Source organism: Mesorhizobium sp. M1338, from assembly GCF_040318045.1.
Lineage (GTDB): Bacteria > Pseudomonadota > Alphaproteobacteria > Rhizobiales > Rhizobiaceae > Mesorhizobium.
In genome coordinates, this window is record NZ_JAMYLL010000040.1 from 1 (window position 1) to 15419 (window position 15419).

Below are 15419 nucleotides of genomic sequence, written 5' to 3' on the forward strand. Positions count from 1 at the left end.
AGAAGACGGACAAACCCCGTTTTACGGGGCATGCACATGCGGCATTTCGATTCACTCAAAACTTTCCCCGGACAGCCCTGCCTTGTGGGGGAGATGTCGCCGAAGGCGGCAGAGGGGGTCGGTTCGACCGGACTCGGCCTCTTGCGGCAGAAGAAGGTTAGCGCTCCACGCGCAGCGACCCCCCTCTGGCCTGCCGGCCGTTCGTCGTTCGGAAAGCCAAGCAATTGGCTTTCCGTCCGCTGCGCGGACCACTCCTCAACCCCCTCGAGGGGGAGATCACACCTCAATCATAAGTCAAATCCGTCGCCTTCCCGCCGAACACCCGGTAGGCGTAGAACGAATAGAAGATGATGACCGGCAGCACGACGACGGTGCCGGCCAGGATGATGGCCAGGCTTTCCGGTGCCGAGGCCGCTTGCCAGATGGTCAGGCGATCCGGCACCACGAACGGATAGAACGACCAGGCAAGCCCGGCAAAGCCGAGCGCGAAGATGGCGGCCAGTGTCAGGAACGGCGACAGCGAATGGCGGTCGTCGGGCTTCGGCAGATGGAAGGTTTGCCGCCACAGCCACAGAAACAGCAGCGCCGACAGGATCGGCAGCGGCGACAGATAGAGCATCGAGGGCCAGACGAACCATTTGTCGAAGATGCGCGGGCTGGCAAGCGGCGTTGCCAGCGAGATGGCGACCATGCCGAGCGCGGTCAGCACCAGCGTCGTGCGCAGCCAGCGCACCGCCTTCTTCTGCAGCTCGCCCTCGGTCTTGTAGATCACCCAGGCGGCGCCCATCGCCGCGTAGGCCGCGGCAAGGCAGAACGCCACCAGCACGCCGAACGCCATGCCGCCGAAGCCGACATCGAGGCCGAGCACATAGACGCCCAGCATATAGCCCTGCGCCAGCGAAGCGATGACGGAACCCAGGAAGAAAATACGGTTCCAGAGGTGCTTGCGTTCGGTCGGCACCTTGGCGCGGAAATCGAAGGCGACGCCGCGCAGGATCAGCCCGACCAGAAGCACGAACACCGGAATGTAGAGCGCGGTCAGGATGACGCCATGCGCCAGCGGGAAGGCGACCAGCAGCAGGCCGACGGCCAGCACCAGCCAGGTCTCGTTGGCATCCCAGAACGGGCCGATCGCGGCAATCATCGTGTCCTGTTCGGCATCTTGCGCCGCGGCGAAGAGAATGCCGATGCCGAGGTCGAAACCGTCGAGGATGACGTAGATCAGGATGGCGAGGCCCATCAGGCCGGCGAAGATGAGGGGGAGCGCGGTTGGCCAGTCGAAGGTCATTTTCTTCTCCTCACTCGCCGGAGCTGTTCAATCGCCACGCGATTGGATGAAAGTTGGGAGCCGCCCCTCATCGCCCTGCCGGGCACTTCTCCCCGTATAACGACGGGGAGAAGGGGGCCGGCCGCAACTTCGGCGCCTATTCTGCAGCGCTGGTTGTCGGCGAAACCGCCGATGACAGCGTCCCTCTCCCCGCCACTATACGGGGAGAGGATGCCGGCAGGCAGGTGAGGGGCGGCGCCGGCGCTGGGATGGAGTGCCAAATCGGGCCGAGGCGATCGTCTATCCGTCTGTTTTGGCATGATATCTCCGCAAATCGGACGCTAAGCTGATCCTCGGTTCGGCAATCACTCCCCTGCGGCCGGCCGCAACCTCGGCGCCTATTCTGCAACGCTGGTTGTCGGCGAAACCGCCGATGACAGCGTCCCTCTCCCCGCCACTATACGGGGAGAGGATGCCGGCAGGCAGGTGAGGGGCGGCGCCGGCGCTGGGATGGAGTGCCAAATCGGGCCGAGGCGATCGTCTATCCGTCTGTTTTGGCATGATATCTCCGCAAATCGGACGCTAAGCTGATCCTCGGTTCGGCAATCACTCCCCCGCGGCCGGCTGCGACATCGGCGCGTTGAGCACGCCCGGCAGCGGCGAGTTATCGCCATCCTTCGCCGCCTTCAGCGCCAGGTGCACCAGCACGCCGAGAAAAGCGATCAGCAAAAACGCATAGAGAACAAGGTAGATGGCGAGCGTCACCGCGACATGGCTGCCGGCCACCGGGCCGACCGCGTCGGCGGTCTTCAGCACGCCGGTCACCAGCCAGGGCTGGCGGCCGATCTCGGTCGTGTACCAGCCGGCCAGCGTCGCCAGCCAGCCCGACAGCGCCATCGGCACCATCAGCAAAGCGAGCGGCTTCGGCAGCCTGTGCCGGCGCTTGAGGAAGAAGGCGGCCGACCAGGAGACGAGGAGCATCAGGATGCCGGTGCCGACCATGATGCGGAAGCCCCAGAACACCGGGAAGACCGGCGGATGGTTGCCGGGATAGTCGTTCAGCCCCGGCACCACGCCGCTGGTCGAGTGCCGCAGCACCACGCTGGCCCCGTCGGGAATGGCGATCTCGAACCTGTTTTCCTTGGCCGCCTCGTCGGGCAGCGCGAAGAGCACCAGCGGCACGTTGGGACCGGTGTTCCAGTTGGCCTCCATGGCGGCGATCTTCTGCGGCTGGTGCTCCAGCGTGTTCAGCCCGTGCTGGTCGCCGGCGAAGATCTGGATCGGGATCAGGATAGCCGCGGTGAAGACGCCGGTGCGCAGCGCCTTCCACATCGATTCCGAGCGGTCGCCGTTGAGATAGCGCAGCGCCGACAGGCCGGCAATCAGGAACGACACCGTCAGGCCGGAGGCGAGCAACATGTGGGTGAGCCGGTAGGGCATCGACGGGTTGAAGAGGATCGCCCACCAGTCGACGGCGTGTGCCACGCCGTCGCGGATCTCAAACCCGGCCGGCGTCTGCATCCAGGAATTGAGCGCGATGATCCAGAAGGCCGAGACGGTGGTGCCGCCAGCCACCAGCACCGTCGCCAGCGTGTGGATGCGGTTGGAGACGCGGCGGAAGCCGAACAGCATGATGCCGAGGAAGGCCGCCTCGAGGAAGAAGGCGGTGAGGATTTCGTAGGCCAGCAGCGGCCCGGCGATGTTGCCGACCGTTTTCATATAGCCCGGCCAGTTGGTGCCGAACTGGAAGCTCATGGTGACGCCGGTAACCACACCCATGGCGAAGGACAGCGCGAACACCTTCACCCAGGTGAAATACGCACGTATCCAGGCGGAATCGCCTGTCGCGTTGTAGCGTAGCTTGAAGAACAGCAGCACCCAGCCAAGCGCAATGGTGATCGTCGGAAACAGGATGTGGAACGAGATATTGGCGCCGAATTGCATGCGCGACAGGATGAGCGGGTCCATGGTGGGCTCCGGCTGCTTCTAGTGATTGAAGAATAGGGCGCAAGCCGGGCCTGGTCAAAGCGGCGTCCCGCCGCGAGGCGGAACGCCGCAGCGCCCTGCCAACATGACGCAGGCGTGGCGCGTGCTCGGCCTGAGCGCCCGTGACCCTGCAATCATTGTCGAGAACTGGCGGCAGCGGCATTGACTTCCGGTTGCGCACAGCGACATTCGGCCTATATCAAGGGACCTCTTTCAAGCAGCCGTTTTCAGCCATGCCTTCCATCCTGTCCATTTCCGGGGTCTCCAAGACCTACGCCACCGGCTTTACCGCGCTCAAGGAGGTCAATCTCGACATCCAGCGTGGTGAGATCTTTGCGCTGCTTGGGCCCAACGGCGCCGGCAAGACGACGCTGATCTCGATCGTTTGCGGCATCGTCAACCGCTCGTCGGGCACCGTCACCGTCGACGGTCACGACATCAACAGGGACTATCGCGCCGCGCGCAGCCTGATCGGGCTGGTGCCGCAGGAACTGACCATCGACGCCTTCGAGAGCGTCTGGGCGACGGTCAACTATAGCCGTGGCCTGTTCGGCAAGCCGGCCAACCCGGCCTTCGTCGAGAAGGTGCTGCGCGACCTGTCGCTGTGGGACAAGAAGGACGCCAAGGCGATCACGCTGTCGGGCGGCATGAAGCGCCGGCTGATGATTGCCAAGGCGCTGTCGCACGAGCCGCGCGTCCTGTTCCTCGACGAGCCGACCGCCGGCGTCGATGTCGAGCTGCGCCAGGACATGTGGGCGATGGTGCGCCGGCTGCGCGAGGACGGCGTCACCATCATCCTGACCACGCATTACATCGAGGAAGCCGAGGCGATGGCCGACCGCGTCGGCGTCATCAACCGCGGCGAGATCATCCTCGTCGAGAACAAGGCCGAACTGATGCGCAAGCTCGGCCGCAAGCGGCTGGTGCTTGAACTGCGCAATCCGCTGCCCGCAATTCCGGAGGCGTTCTCGAGCTACGCGCTGGAGCTGTCGGCCGATGGCGGGCAGCTGACCTACACCTATGACAACCAGGCCGAGCGGCCGGGCGTCGCCTCGCTCATCCGCGACCTCGAGGCCGACGGCATCCAGTTCCGCGACATCGACACGCAAAACAGCTCGCTCGAGGAGATCTTCGTCAATCTGGTGAGGAGAGAGCCATGAACCTGCGCCCGGCCATGAATCTACGTGCGGTATGGGCGATCTACCGGATGGAAATGGCGCGTGCCTTCCGCACCGTGCTGCAGAGCATCGTCTCGCCGGTCATCTCGACATCGCTGTATTTCGTCGTCTTCGGCTCGGCCATCGGCTCGCGCATCACCGAGATCGACGGCATCAGCTACGGCGCCTTCATCGTGCCGGGCCTGATCATGCTGTCGCTCTTGACGCAGTCGATCTCCAACGCCTCCTTTGCCATCTACTTCCCGAAATTCGTCGGCTCGATCTACGAATTGCTGTCGGCGCCGGTCTCCTATCTGGAGATCGTCATCGCCTATGTCGGCGGTGCCGCGACCAAGTCGATCATCCTCGGCCTGATCATCCTGGCGACAGCGTCGCTGTTCGTGCCGCTTACCATCCTGCACCCGTTCTGGATGGTCGCCTTCCTGGTGCTGACGGCGGTGACCTTCAGCCTGTTCGGCTTCATCATTGGCATCTGGGCAAAGAGTTTCGAGCAGTTGCAGCTGGTGCCGCTGCTGATCATCACGCCGCTGACCTTCCTCGGCGGCAGCTTCTATTCGATCAACATGCTGCCCGGCATCTGGCGCACGGTGACACTGTTCAATCCGGTCGTCTATTTGATCAGCGGCTTCCGCTGGAGCTTTTACGGCAAGTCCGACGTCTCGGTCGGCATCAGCCTAGGCATGACGGTCGTCTTCCTGGCCATCTGCATAACGATCGTCGCCTGGATCTTCAGGACCGGTTACCGGCTGAGGAACTGAGCGGCGAAAGTGCCTGAGCCGCAGCCAGGTCTAGATCGCCTTGACGAGCCGCAGCAACCCCAGCATCTCGACATACGTCCCCTTGCGGAAGGCGATGTAGACCGGCTCCTCGACACCGTGGAAGCGGCGCTTGAACGCCGCCTGGCCTTGCAGGTTGAACCTGCGGCGGTTGACCCAGGCAGAATCGTAGGCGCGCTGGAAGGTGTTGCGCCAGAAATCGCTTTCGGGAAATCCGCTCGGACCGATATCGACGAGCGGCGACAGGCCGAGCGTCACCACCGAGATGCCTTGCTCGCGAAAACGGTCGACGGCGAATTTGGTCAGGCCGATCTCGGCATGCGGCGAGGCATCGATATGCTTGCGCTTGAAGGCGGTGGTGTAGCCGATGACCTTGTCGTCGCGATACAATGGGTCGAAGTCGAGCAAGGCGACCAGCTCGCCATTGGGACCATGCAGGACGAAACGGCGCATATCGATGCCGAGATGGTCGGCGAACGGGCGGTTGAGAAAGCCCATTTCCCTACGCTTGACGATGCGGTCGCCGCGCCAGTTGTCGGAGAGCCGGGCGATCTCGTCGAGGTGGATCGTGCGCTTGTCCTCTTCGAACGAGAAGCCCTTCTTCAACAGCCAACGCTCGGAGTAGCGCACGGTCTCGTTGCGCTTTCCGGAAAAATCATGATCAGGCAGGGTGAGGCGCGTATCGATGCCGAGCCGATTGACCTTGTAGCCGAGTCCGGCCAGCACGCGCGCGGTCTCCTCGCCGATCTGCACGAACCACGGGCTGCCGCCGGTCTCGACGAAGCGTCTGATGTAGTCGGACCGCAGCATTGGAGCCGCCACCGGGTCGCCGAGCGCGAAATGATGCTTCATCTTGGTGCCGAAGGCGATGTAGCCGTCGGCGTCGCCGAAATAGGAAAGCTTGTTTTGAACGGCGCTGGAATAGGCTAGCGAGAAGTCACCATGGCGGCGAACCAGCGCCAGGCGCTCGACATGCGTCAGCTCCTGCCGCGCCACCTTGGGCGCGGCGCCCTCAAGGATTTTGTCGAAATAGATCCGCAAGGAGGGCATGGTCGAGATTCCGCGTGCCGCCACAGCGTCGCGCGTTCAAGACGCGCAAAGGTGCTGTAACACTTTGATTCTGCGCATGACCTTGAAAACCGAACCCTGACTCCGGGCATGCGCGTGGGGATGACAGAGACCAGCCCCCAAAGGCCTCGAATCAATCACATTGCCGCGACCTGATTACCGCTGATATCGCGCATATGCCATACAGAGCGCAATCGCGGCCCAATGGATGGCTCGAAAATCGTATGGCTGGAAAATCAGTGGCGGTTTGCTCTATGGATCCTGCACGGGATCAAACGGTTACAGCGCCCTGCGAGCTTGCTGCAATGGTCGAATGGGGATTCGAGGGTGAATGACTGATACGACAATCCGATCGGTTGCGGACCTGCCGATAACGGTCGAGCCGGCAATCGTCGTCGGCGCCGGTGTTGCCGGACTGGTCGCGGCGCATGCCTTGATGAACGCCGGCGTTCCGACGGCAATCCTGGAAAAGGAAAGCCGGCTGGCCGAACCCTGGCATCGGCGGCATCAGCAGTTGCATCTCAACACCCACCGCAATCTTTCTTCGCTGCCCGGCCTTGCCTATCCCCCCGGCACGCCTGCCTTTCCGCAAAGGACGGCCGTCATCCGCCACATGAATGATTTCAGTGGGGAGAACCGGCTGCCGGTGCAGTTTGGCGTCGCTGTCGAAGAGATCACCTTCAAGGGCGATCATTGGGCGCTGCGGACCAGCGCCGGACCGCGCCTTGCCCGCAATGTCGTCATCGCCACTGGCCGCGACAGGCTGCCGTTCATTCCCGAATGGAAAGGCATGAAGGATTTCGCCGGCCGCATCATCCATTCGGCGGATTTCGGCGACGCGCAGGGCTATGCGGGCCAAAAAGTGCTGGTCGTAGGCGCCGGCAATTCGGGTTTCGACGCGCTCAATCATCTGGCCGGCATAAACACGGCAGCCATCTGGCTGTCGGCCCGCAACGGCCCCGCTTTGCTGCCCAAGCGGGTCGGCAAGGTCGCAGTACACAGGCTTTCGCCGCTCATGGCGCGCTTGCCGTTGTGGATCGCCGATGCGGTGATGGCGGCAACGCAGCGCCTGGTTTTCGGCGACCTGACCAAATTCGGCCTGCCGCCAGCGCCCTCGGGCGGCGCCAGCCGGTTGACCTCGGACTATACCGCGATCGCCGCCGACGACGGCGCGGTCAGCGCCATCAAATCGGGCAAGATTACCGTGGTGCCAGCCATACGGGAATTCACCCGCGACGGCGTGATACTGGCCAATGGCAGTCTGGTCTATCCCGACATCGTCATTGCGGCGACAGGCTATCGCACCGGGCTGGAGCCCATGGTCGGCAAGCTCGGCGTGCTCGACGGCAAGGGCGTTCCGCTCTTCAATGGCGGCCAATCCGATCCGAAATTCCCCGGCCTGTGGTTCACCGGCATGCGGCCAAGCATTCGCGGCTGTTTCGCCAATGCCGGCATCCTGGCCAAGGCGATCGCCAAACGGATCGCAGGTTCCGCTGGCGCCTCGTCCGGTGCCTCACGCTGATTTCGGCTCGAGCCGCCGGAACCCACGACCTCCATTAGCAAGTCCCTCCGCGAGCAGGGTGAGCACCAGTTGCAAACGAGTGCCTGATATCAGACCGCGATCTTGCCGCCACCCTGTTTGGTGATGGCGACCACCGCCGGCCGCACCGGCATGTCGGGCTTGAAGTCGGGCCAGCGCGTCGACAGGTCCTCGTAGTAGGATGGGCGGCCGAACGGCTCCCAGTCCTCGCCGCCATCGCCCGGATGCTGGACGGCGACGAAGGCGGTCTGATCGTCCGGTGCGAACAGCGGACCGCACATTTCGGCGCCGATCGGCACGCGGAAGAACAGTTTCGAGGTCGCCCGCGCCGACCCTTCGGTGTCCACCGCCCACAGGCCGTCGGTGCGGCCGGTGGCTTTCGGGCCCTGGCCGTCGGTGGCCACCCACAGGCGACCGGCCGAATCGACCGCGCAATTGTCGGGCATGCCGAACCAGCCATTGGCCGTCGTCGCCGTCGAGAAGGTGGCGCCGACATCGGCCACGGTGGGATCGCCGCATTTCAGCAGCACTTCCCACTTGCCCTTGGCAGCGGCGAAATCGCCGCCATCCTCCGATATTTCGATGATGTGGCCGAAGGCGTTTTCGGCGCGCGGGTTGGCGGCATCGACCTGGTCTGCCTTGCGCTTCGAATTGTTGGTCAGCATGACATAGACCTTGCCGTTGACGGCATTGGGCTGGATGTCTTCGGGGCGGTCCATCTTGGTGGCGCCGAGCAGGTCGGCGGCGCGGCGTGTTTCGATCAGCACGTCGGCCTGGCTGGCAAAGCCGTTTTCGGTCGTCAGCGGCCCCTGGCCGAAGACGATCGGCAGCCATTCGACCGAACCGTCGTCGGCGAACTTCGCGACATGCAGCGTGCCGTCGTCGAGAAGGTCCTTGTTGGCGGCATGGTCGTTCGGATTGAACGCCGCCTTGGTGACGAATTTGTAGACATAATCGAAGCGCTCGTCGTCGCCGAGATAGAAGACGACGCGGCCGTCCTTGGCGACGATCGATTCGGCGCCCTCGTGCTTGAAGCGGCCCATGGCGGTGCGCTTCCTCGGCGTCGAGGTCGGGTCGTTGACATCGACCTCGACGATCCATCCGAAGCGGTTGGCCTCATTGGGCTCCTTGGCGAGGTCGAAACGATCGTAATGCGCGGCCCATTCATACGCGCCTTCGGGAATGCCCAGGCGCTTGTAGTTGGCGGCCTCCTTGTGGCCCTCCGGCAGGTCGCCGGAGAAATAGCCGTGGATGTTCTCCTCGGCCATCACATAGCTGCCCCAGGGCGTGACGCCGCCGGCGCAATTGTTGAGCGTGCCGAAAACCTTGGCGCCGGACGGGTCGGCATTGGTCTTGACGCGGTCGTGGCCGGCGACCGGACCGGACAACGCCATTTCGGTGTTGGAGGTGATGCGGCGGTTGAGCTTTCCGTCGCGCACCACCTGCCATTTGCCCGAGACCTTGCGGATCTCGACGATGGTGCCGCCATGGGCAGCCATCTCGACATCGACCTGCTCCTTCGAGAGCGGTGCGACTTCGGCCGACTTCTTGCCATCCTTTTCGACGATCTTGACGATGCCCGGGAACATGAGATGCGGGTTGGTGTATTCGTGGTTGACGACCAGCAGGCCATGTTCGGCCGAACCGTCGATGGCGATGTAGCCGACATAGTCGTTGTTGTAGCCGAACTGCTTCGCCTGAGCCTGCGCCGACTGTTTCGCCGGGTCGAACTCCGGCGAATCGGCAAACAGCGGATCGCCCCAGCGCAACAGCACATCGGCGTCGTAGCCGGGCGCGACATGGTGCTTGTCGTCGATGCCGGCCTCCAACTCGTCGAACGCGAAGGCCGAGCCTTCCGCAGCCCGGGCTTCGTCGGCGCTGATAAGCGCCAGTGGGCTGACGGTGGCGGCGATGGCCGAGACGGCCAGCGAGCCCTTGAGGAAGCCACGGCGCGAGAACCGCGCGGCGATGACCTCGCCCATGGTGCGGTTGTCGGTGAGGTTGGTGGCCGGGCCGTCGTTTTCCTCGAGCAGGCTGGTGCGGAATCGGGCGTCGGGGGAGCGATGTTCGGTCATTTGGGGCTTGCCTCTGGCTTTGGGGGATGGCTGGAGCGTGTTGCCTGTTTAACCCCTTATATCCGGTCGATCACATTTTCGTGACAGCTCAGGCCGCTTTCAACCGCGTTCCACGATCTCGGCAGCCGACCCCTTTCGCAACGGCGCAATGTGGGGACCAAGGTCCCCGATCAGGCCAAGCAAAGGTCCCTGTTGGCGCGGCATCGGTCGTAGGCCCCCTATGCCAAAGCCGCTATGCCGGCAATGGTCGGCCGCTTGCCAATTTCGGCATCGGCCTGATGAAGAGGAGGACCGGGATGCGCGGATCGATCCCCACCCGCTATCGCCGGCTGACTCTGAGAGCGACATCGGCATTGGCGCTGGCCGTCGTCCCCTATCAACCCGCCTTCCATGGCTCCGCTTCTGGCATCGTTGCCGCGGCCGCGCATGCCAAGGATGGCGGACATGATGGCAGCGGTGGTGGAAGCGGTGGAAGTGCCAGCGGAAACAGCGGCAATTCCGGGCCCGGCGGCGGCGGCGATGGCGCCGGCAACGACCATGGCGGAACCGACAATTCCGGATCCGACAACGGCGGAGCCGGTCATCATGTCAATGCGGCCACTGGCGACAAGGTCGAGGTGGACGGCGACAAGATCAAGGTCGAGCATCCCGATGGCACCACGGAAGAGATCGAGAATGATCGTTTCGAGATGAAGGATGCCCTCGGCCGCACGATCATCGAACGTCCGGCGACGGCGCGCGATTTCAGTCGCCTCCAGGCATTGTGAGGCAAGGCCAGCAGGCAGCGGCCCGGCTTCACAAGTCACCTCCGCCGCCCCCGGCGGAGGTGACTTGATGTCCGGCGTCTGCCGCCGCCAGGCATCGGGAAAGCCAGTTTCCCGATGGCCATCGGCGGTCGCGCCGCCGTTCATACGGCACCTATTAGCACATGTGTAGGACTTTAGTCCAACCTTGCGCTTCCAAAAGTCCTAGGAGACAACCGCAACGGTCGGAGGTCGCTTCCGGGCACCACGTCTTTCGGCGATGTTGGTTGCAACTGCAGCGTTTGAGAGTGGGCGGGCCGGGCTCAATCGACGGAGATCAGGATGCACAGATCGCTCACGACCCGTTGTTGCCGGCTTGCGCTCAAATCCGCGGCTGCGCTGGCGTTGACCATCGCTCCCTATCAGATTGCCTTCGACGGCTCCGTTCCCGGGATTTACGCCGCCAGCGCACAGGCAGAAAAGGGTGGCAATGGCGGTGGCAACAGCGGCGGTGGAAACGGCGGCAACAGCGGTGGCGGCAATGGCGGCAACAGCAGCAGCGGGAATGGCAACAGTGGCAATGCCGGCCAGTCGGGAGCCAACAGAGGTAAGAACGACAATAGCGCGAGCCATGTCAAAGAGGTCGACGTGACAGGCAACAGGATCACAGTCCGGCATCCCGACGGCATAACGGAAAAGATCGAGAATGGTCGTTTCAGGATGGAGGATGCATTCGGTCGCACGATCATCGACCGCCGGGCCACGCCGGCCGATGTCAGCCGTCTCAAGACCTTGTGAAGCTAGCCAACAGGCAACGGCCGGCTTCGCATGTCACCTCCGCCGCCCCCGGCGGAGGTGACCTCGTTTTGCGGCTTAAGACTGGTTCCTGTCGCGGTCGCGCGCCTCACGCATCATCAAAGCTGCTTCGGTGCGGTTTCGCACATTGAGTTTCGACAGCACGCCGGTCATGTGATGCTTGACGGTCTTCTCCTGAAGTTCCAGCCGCAAGGCGACTTCCTTGTTGCTCAGCCCCTCCGCCACCAGCCGCAGGATTTCCGTCTGCCGCTCGGTGAGTTGCCGCAGCCGGTCCGCTATGCCGTTGGTCGGCTGCTGGGACTGGAGATCCGAAAGCAGTCGGGCCGACAGCGTCGGCGAAAGATAGCTTTCGCCGGCCGCCACATTGCGCAGGATGTCGGCAAGCGCGCGCGATCCGATACCTTTGAGGACATAGCCGCACACCCCTGCGTTCAGGGCCATGGTCACATCGGCATTGGCCTCCGAAACGGTCAGCATGACGATCTTTTGGGCGGGATGGCCGGCGAGGATGCTTGCGACCGCGGCCAGACCGCCGCCCGGCATTGAAATGTCGAGCAGCAATATGTCGGGCCGAACCGTCGCGGCGATGCGTTCGGCATCCTGCGCCGTGGCACCCTCGCCAGCCACCTCGAAGCCTCCGATCTCCGACAGGCTGCGCGTCACACCTTCGCGAAAGAGGGGATGATCGTCGATAATGGCGATGCGAATGGCGCCAGTCATGCTTGCTCCTCGACCGATAGACGGATTACCAATCGCGTGCCGTGCGGCCCGGTCAAGGTTTCAAACTGGCCGCCAATGCTTTCGACCCGCTCTCTGAGACCGGCGAGCCCGAGGCCCTCGTCCCGTGCGGGATCGAAGCCTGGCCCGGCATCCGATACTTCAACGAAAAGCCTGCCACCCTTCATCCCGGCACTCACCGCCTGATCCTTGCCTCGCGCGTGGCGATAGGCGTTGTTCAGCCCTTCCTGCACGAACCGATAGATGCTGATCTTCTCCGAGGCGCCAGGTTCTGGCAACTGCCCGGCCAGCGTGAGGGTTACGGACGTTCCCGTCCGCAGCTGGTGTTCGTTGACGGCCAGCCGAAGAATGTCGCTTGCGGCAGCCGTCTCGATCTGCGGCAGGACCAGGCCGGTGCAGATACCGCGTATTTCGCGCAGCGCATCCTCCAGTGTCTTGCGGATCATCGCGACCTCGGTCGAGCGGCTTTCACCCGAATGGCCATCGCCGGAAAACACCGGACTGTCCATGCGCAGCGCCGCCAGCGCCACGAGTTGCGCCGGACCGTCATGGAGATCGGCGCCGATGCGTCGCAAATATCTTTCGTTGAGCGCGGTGGCGCGACGGGACGCCCTCTGCACGCGCAGTCGCAAGGCGCTGTTCTGCGTCACCAGACCCTGCAGCTCCGACACCTGGCGGCGCAGCGCCCCGCGCTGATCGTCGATGGTGCGGCTGCCGCGCAGGACGATGCCCGACAGGAGCAGGAAGGCCGCCAGCGTCGCGCCGGCCACGACCAGCCAGCTTGACCACAGAGCGGAAGCCAGCGTGGCTTTGAAGTCGTCGGCGATCTCATAGAATTCGGTGACGGCCACCACCTCGCCGGACCACGGCTCGCGCACGGGATTGTAGATCTCCAGCAATGGCAGGCCGGAAGCCCTCTCCTCACCTTCATCGTCATCGAACGTATTGAATTCGGCGACGACACTGCCCCCGAAGGCGGAACGCAGGTTGTCGCTCGGATCGAAGCGGCGGCCGATCTGCGCCGTCTCCTTCGCATAGAGAATCGTGCCGTCGCGGGTCCAGAGCTTGAACGATACGAGGCGCTTGCCGAGCGCGCCCTGGCCAAGCGTCTCGTCGAGCGCCTGCTTGACGGAGTCGCTGAGCTCATGCTGCTTGCGCAAATCGGGAAGCAGGGGCGCGATCACGCTGTCGACATACAGCGCCGTCGTGGCGGCCGAATTGCGGATGACGCCATCCCGGATCTGACCCGTCACCCAGGCGCCCACCACCAGCATGACCGCGAGCAGGCCAAAGCCGCCGGCAACGACGAATTGCAGAGCAAGGGAAAGCTCGCTCCAGCGCCGCGCCAAGTTTTGAAAAATACGAATCATGATCCCCTGACCGCCCTTCAATCGATAGGTTGGGCGATTTCAGCACATTGAGCTTCCGTCTTGCCGTTGCCAAGACCTTACGTTTGGTCGGGGTCGCTTGACGTCCCGGCGCGCTTCGGAAACAACGTCCGCGACACACGCGGCGGAAGCCGTTCGAGAGAGGATGAAACGTTGAGTTTTTCGGGATTGCTGCAGCTCGGCTTTTCGACTGTCATTTTCCTGCTGGCGGCCACCGCGGCCAAGCAATGGGGCCTGGCGCCGAGCCTTGGCAAGATCCTGCTGACGCTGGCGCTCTATTCCTTGGGCAATCTGATCATGCTGCGGCTGATCCGCGAATTCGGCATGTCGGTGTCGTTCAGCCTGTCGGCGGTCATCCAGCTGGTCTCGGTGAATGCCGTGGCACTCGTCTTCTTCGGCGAGCGCGTCAACGCGTTGCAGGCGACCGGCATCATGCTGGCAATCGCCGCGGTGGCGCTGATCACGCTCGGGCCCTATCTGCAAGGTCGGTTGTAACAGGCGAGTTGCCGATGAAGAACGCCGCGAACACACTGCTTAACCGGATCGAATTCCCGGTGCTGCTGGCCGGCCTTGCCATCGCCGCCGGCCTGTGGGGCTTCGAGGAGTTGATGGAGGTGGCGCGGGCCACCACGCCGCACGCTTTCGACACCGAAATCATGCTCGCCTTCCGCAAGGCGGGTCAGCCCGACAGCCCGATCGGCCCGCCCTGGCTGGAAGGGGCGATGCGCGATATCACCAGCTTGGGCAGCGGCAGCGTGCTGGTGCTGATCGTAACGGCGGTAATCCTTTATCTCTTGCTTATCCGCAGGCCGGCGACCGCCCTTTTTATCTTCGTGGCGGTGGCCGGTGGTCAGGTCCTGTCGAGCCTCCTGAAAGCCGGGATCGATCGGCCGCGCCCCGAACTCGTCTCGCATCTCGTCAACGAAACAACGCTGTCTTTTCCGAGCGGCCACGCCATGCTGTCGGCGGTGACCTATCTGACGCTCGGCGCGCTGGCCGCGCGCTTCCTACCCGGGCGAACGACGAAGATCTATGTGCTGTCGCTGGCGGTGCTGACGACGCTGCTGGTCGGCATCAGCCGCATCTACCTTGGTGTGCACTGGCCGTCGGATGTGCTGGCCGGCTGGTGCGCCGGCTTCATCTGGGCGATGCTGTGCTGGCTCACTGCCCGAGCGTGGCAGCGATGGCGCGGGCAGCGCCCGAACGGCGACAGCGAGACTGGAGATTAGATCAGCCGGTTGATCAGCCCATGCCCGCAACCCGCCAACAGGAAAACCGCGGACAGCAAGGCTGCCGATGTCACGAAGGTCTTGAAAACAGTCAACGCGTTACCTCCCACGCCAGATGGGACACCCTAGCTCGCAATCCTCGGGAAGTATCTGAAAAAATGGCTGGTCAGGCGACGAAGCTTATGTCCCAGACGTTCATATTGATGCTTGAAACATCATAATGATGGTATTATACATTATTTCTGCAGACTCAGACGGGGATTCCGGCCGATGATCACTGCCGCGCAGATGCGCGCCGCAAGGGCGCTGGCCGGCATCGATCAGAAGACGCTCGCCGAGCGTGCCGGCGTTTCGCTTCCAACGATACAACGCATGGAGGCGAGCGATGGCGTGGTCAGGGGCGTGGTCGACACGCTGATGAAGGTCATCCAGGCTCTCGACGAGGCCGGGGTGGAGTTGATCGGCGAGAACCAGACCAGCGAGCGCGGCGGCCGGGGCGTGCGCCTCAGGCCTGTCGTGCCGCCAGATCCCAAGGCTGAGCCGGCATAAAGTCGCGACGGCGACCGCCGACAGTCCTGCCGACAGTCCTGCCGACGATCCCGCCGCCTTCAGGGT

General features: G+C 63.6%; 14 protein-coding genes. 8 read left to right on the forward strand and 6 right to left on the reverse strand.

Going from position 1 to position 15419, the window contains the following annotated elements:
* Positions 1-283 precede the first annotated feature (283 nt).
* Together NKH19_RS25565 and NKH19_RS25570 are read right to left on the reverse strand one after the other, a co-directional pair.
* A complete protein-coding gene (locus NKH19_RS25565) occupies positions 284-1288 on the reverse strand; it encodes a cytochrome d ubiquinol oxidase subunit II (protein ID WP_352874100.1) in 1005 nt (334 codons plus the stop codon).
* 585 nt (positions 1289-1873) lie between these two features.
* Entirely contained in the window at positions 1874-3235 is a 1362-nt protein-coding gene (locus NKH19_RS25570) for a cytochrome ubiquinol oxidase subunit I (RefSeq protein WP_352872453.1), read from the reverse strand.
* A gap of 251 nt (positions 3236-3486) precedes the next feature.
* Here NKH19_RS25570 and NKH19_RS25575 point away from each other — a divergent pair, with 251 nt between their 5' ends.
* Together NKH19_RS25575 and NKH19_RS25580 are read left to right on the forward strand one after the other, a co-directional pair.
* The gene (locus NKH19_RS25575) at positions 3487-4413 is read left to right on the forward strand and encodes an ABC transporter ATP-binding protein (protein WP_352872451.1); all 927 of its coding nucleotides are present in this window, start codon (positions 3487-3489) and stop codon (positions 4411-4413) included.
* A 14-nt stretch (positions 4414-4427) separates the two neighbouring features.
* On the forward strand, positions 4428-5189 hold the full coding sequence (locus tag NKH19_RS25580; RefSeq protein ID WP_352872455.1) for an ABC transporter permease: 762 nt from the start codon (positions 4428-4430) through the stop codon (positions 5187-5189).
* Positions 5190-5219: 30 nt separating this feature from the next.
* On the opposite strand, the gene NKH19_RS25585 is transcribed toward NKH19_RS25580, so the two are convergent.
* Entirely contained in the window at positions 5220-6257 is a 1038-nt protein-coding gene (locus NKH19_RS25585) for a phosphatidylglycerol lysyltransferase domain-containing protein (RefSeq protein WP_352872449.1), read from the reverse strand.
* Between the two features lie 349 nt (positions 6258-6606).
* Between NKH19_RS25585 and NKH19_RS25590 the strand changes: the two genes are divergently transcribed.
* Positions 6607-7797, forward strand: a complete 1191-nt coding sequence (locus tag NKH19_RS25590) for a flavin-containing monooxygenase (RefSeq protein WP_352872447.1) — start codon at positions 6607-6609, stop codon at positions 7795-7797.
* A gap of 89 nt (positions 7798-7886) precedes the next feature.
* On the opposite strand, the gene NKH19_RS25595 is transcribed toward NKH19_RS25590, so the two are convergent.
* Entirely contained in the window at positions 7887-9890 is a 2004-nt protein-coding gene (locus tag NKH19_RS25595) for a PhoX family protein (RefSeq protein WP_352872445.1), read from the reverse strand.
* A 296-nt stretch (positions 9891-10186) separates the two neighbouring features.
* On the opposite strand from NKH19_RS25595, the gene NKH19_RS25600 reads away from it, so the two are divergent.
* Positions 10187-10657: a hypothetical protein gene (locus tag NKH19_RS25600; RefSeq protein ID WP_352872443.1), complete on the forward strand. Its 471-nt coding sequence runs from the start codon at positions 10187-10189 to the stop codon at positions 10655-10657.
* A 381-nt stretch (positions 10658-11038) separates the two neighbouring features.
* Complete coding sequence (locus tag NKH19_RS25605; protein WP_502911028.1) at positions 11039-11431, forward strand: hypothetical protein; 393 nt, start codon at positions 11039-11041, stop codon at positions 11429-11431.
* Positions 11432-11506: 75 nt separating this feature from the next.
* On the opposite strand, the gene NKH19_RS25610 is transcribed toward NKH19_RS25605, so the two are convergent.
* Both NKH19_RS25610 and NKH19_RS25615 read right to left on the reverse strand, forming a co-directional pair.
* A complete protein-coding gene (locus tag NKH19_RS25610; protein ID WP_352872440.1) occupies positions 11507-12169 on the reverse strand; it encodes a LuxR C-terminal-related transcriptional regulator in 663 nt (220 codons plus the stop codon).
* Positions 12166-13557, reverse strand: coding sequence for a sensor histidine kinase (locus NKH19_RS25615; protein WP_352872438.1), 1392 nt, complete (start codon positions 13555-13557; stop codon positions 12166-12168). The genes NKH19_RS25610 and NKH19_RS25615 overlap by 4 nt, the downstream gene beginning before the upstream one ends.
* A gap of 171 nt (positions 13558-13728) precedes the next feature.
* Here NKH19_RS25615 and NKH19_RS25620 point away from each other — a divergent pair, with 171 nt between their 5' ends.
* The 3 genes from NKH19_RS25620 to NKH19_RS25630 all read left to right on the forward strand — a co-directional run bounded on the left by NKH19_RS25620 (position 13729) and on the right by NKH19_RS25630 (position 15353).
* Positions 13729-14070, forward strand: a complete 342-nt coding sequence (locus NKH19_RS25620; protein ID WP_352872436.1) for a hypothetical protein — start codon at positions 13729-13731, stop codon at positions 14068-14070.
* A 14-nt stretch (positions 14071-14084) separates the two neighbouring features.
* On the forward strand, positions 14085-14804 hold the full coding sequence (locus NKH19_RS25625) for a phosphatase PAP2 family protein (RefSeq protein WP_352872435.1): 720 nt from the start codon (positions 14085-14087) through the stop codon (positions 14802-14804).
* 270 nt (positions 14805-15074) lie between these two features.
* Positions 15075-15353 (forward strand): helix-turn-helix domain-containing protein, encoded by a 279-nt coding sequence (locus NKH19_RS25630; protein WP_352872434.1) that lies wholly within the window; start codon positions 15075-15077, stop codon positions 15351-15353.
* The last annotated feature ends 66 nt before the right edge of the window (positions 15354-15419 follow it).

Excerpts from the sequence above, each read along its gene's own strand:
- NKH19_RS25630 (WP_352872434.1), top strand. The coding sequence starts at position 15,075 with ATGATCACTGCCGCGCAGATGCGCGCCGCAAGGGCGCTGGCCGGCATC.
- NKH19_RS25615 (WP_352872438.1), bottom strand. The coding sequence starts at position 13,557 with ATGATTCGTATTTTTCAAAACTTGGCGCGGCGCTGGAGCGAGCTTTCC.
- NKH19_RS25610 (WP_352872440.1), bottom strand. The coding sequence starts at position 12,169 with ATGACTGGCGCCATTCGCATCGCCATTATCGACGATCATCCCCTCTTT.
- NKH19_RS25590 (WP_352872447.1), top strand. The coding sequence starts at position 6,607 with ATGACTGATACGACAATCCGATCGGTTGCGGACCTGCCGATAACGGTC.
- NKH19_RS25585 (WP_352872449.1), bottom strand. The coding sequence starts at position 6,257 with ATGCCCTCCTTGCGGATCTATTTCGACAAAATCCTTGAGGGCGCCGCG.
- NKH19_RS25565 (WP_352874100.1), bottom strand. The coding sequence starts at position 1,288 with ATGACCTTCGACTGGCCAACCGCGCTCCCCCTCATCTTCGCCGGCCTG.
- NKH19_RS25580 (WP_352872455.1), top strand. The coding sequence starts at position 4,428 with ATGAATCTACGTGCGGTATGGGCGATCTACCGGATGGAAATGGCGCGT.
- NKH19_RS25600 (WP_352872443.1), top strand. The coding sequence starts at position 10,187 with ATGCGCGGATCGATCCCCACCCGCTATCGCCGGCTGACTCTGAGAGCG.
- NKH19_RS25625 (WP_352872435.1), top strand. The coding sequence starts at position 14,085 with ATGAAGAACGCCGCGAACACACTGCTTAACCGGATCGAATTCCCGGTG.
- NKH19_RS25570 (WP_352872453.1), bottom strand. The coding sequence starts at position 3,235 with ATGGACCCGCTCATCCTGTCGCGCATGCAATTCGGCGCCAATATCTCG.
- NKH19_RS25575 (WP_352872451.1), top strand. The coding sequence starts at position 3,487 with ATGCCTTCCATCCTGTCCATTTCCGGGGTCTCCAAGACCTACGCCACC.
- NKH19_RS25595 (WP_352872445.1), bottom strand. The coding sequence starts at position 9,890 with ATGACCGAACATCGCTCCCCCGACGCCCGATTCCGCACCAGCCTGCTC.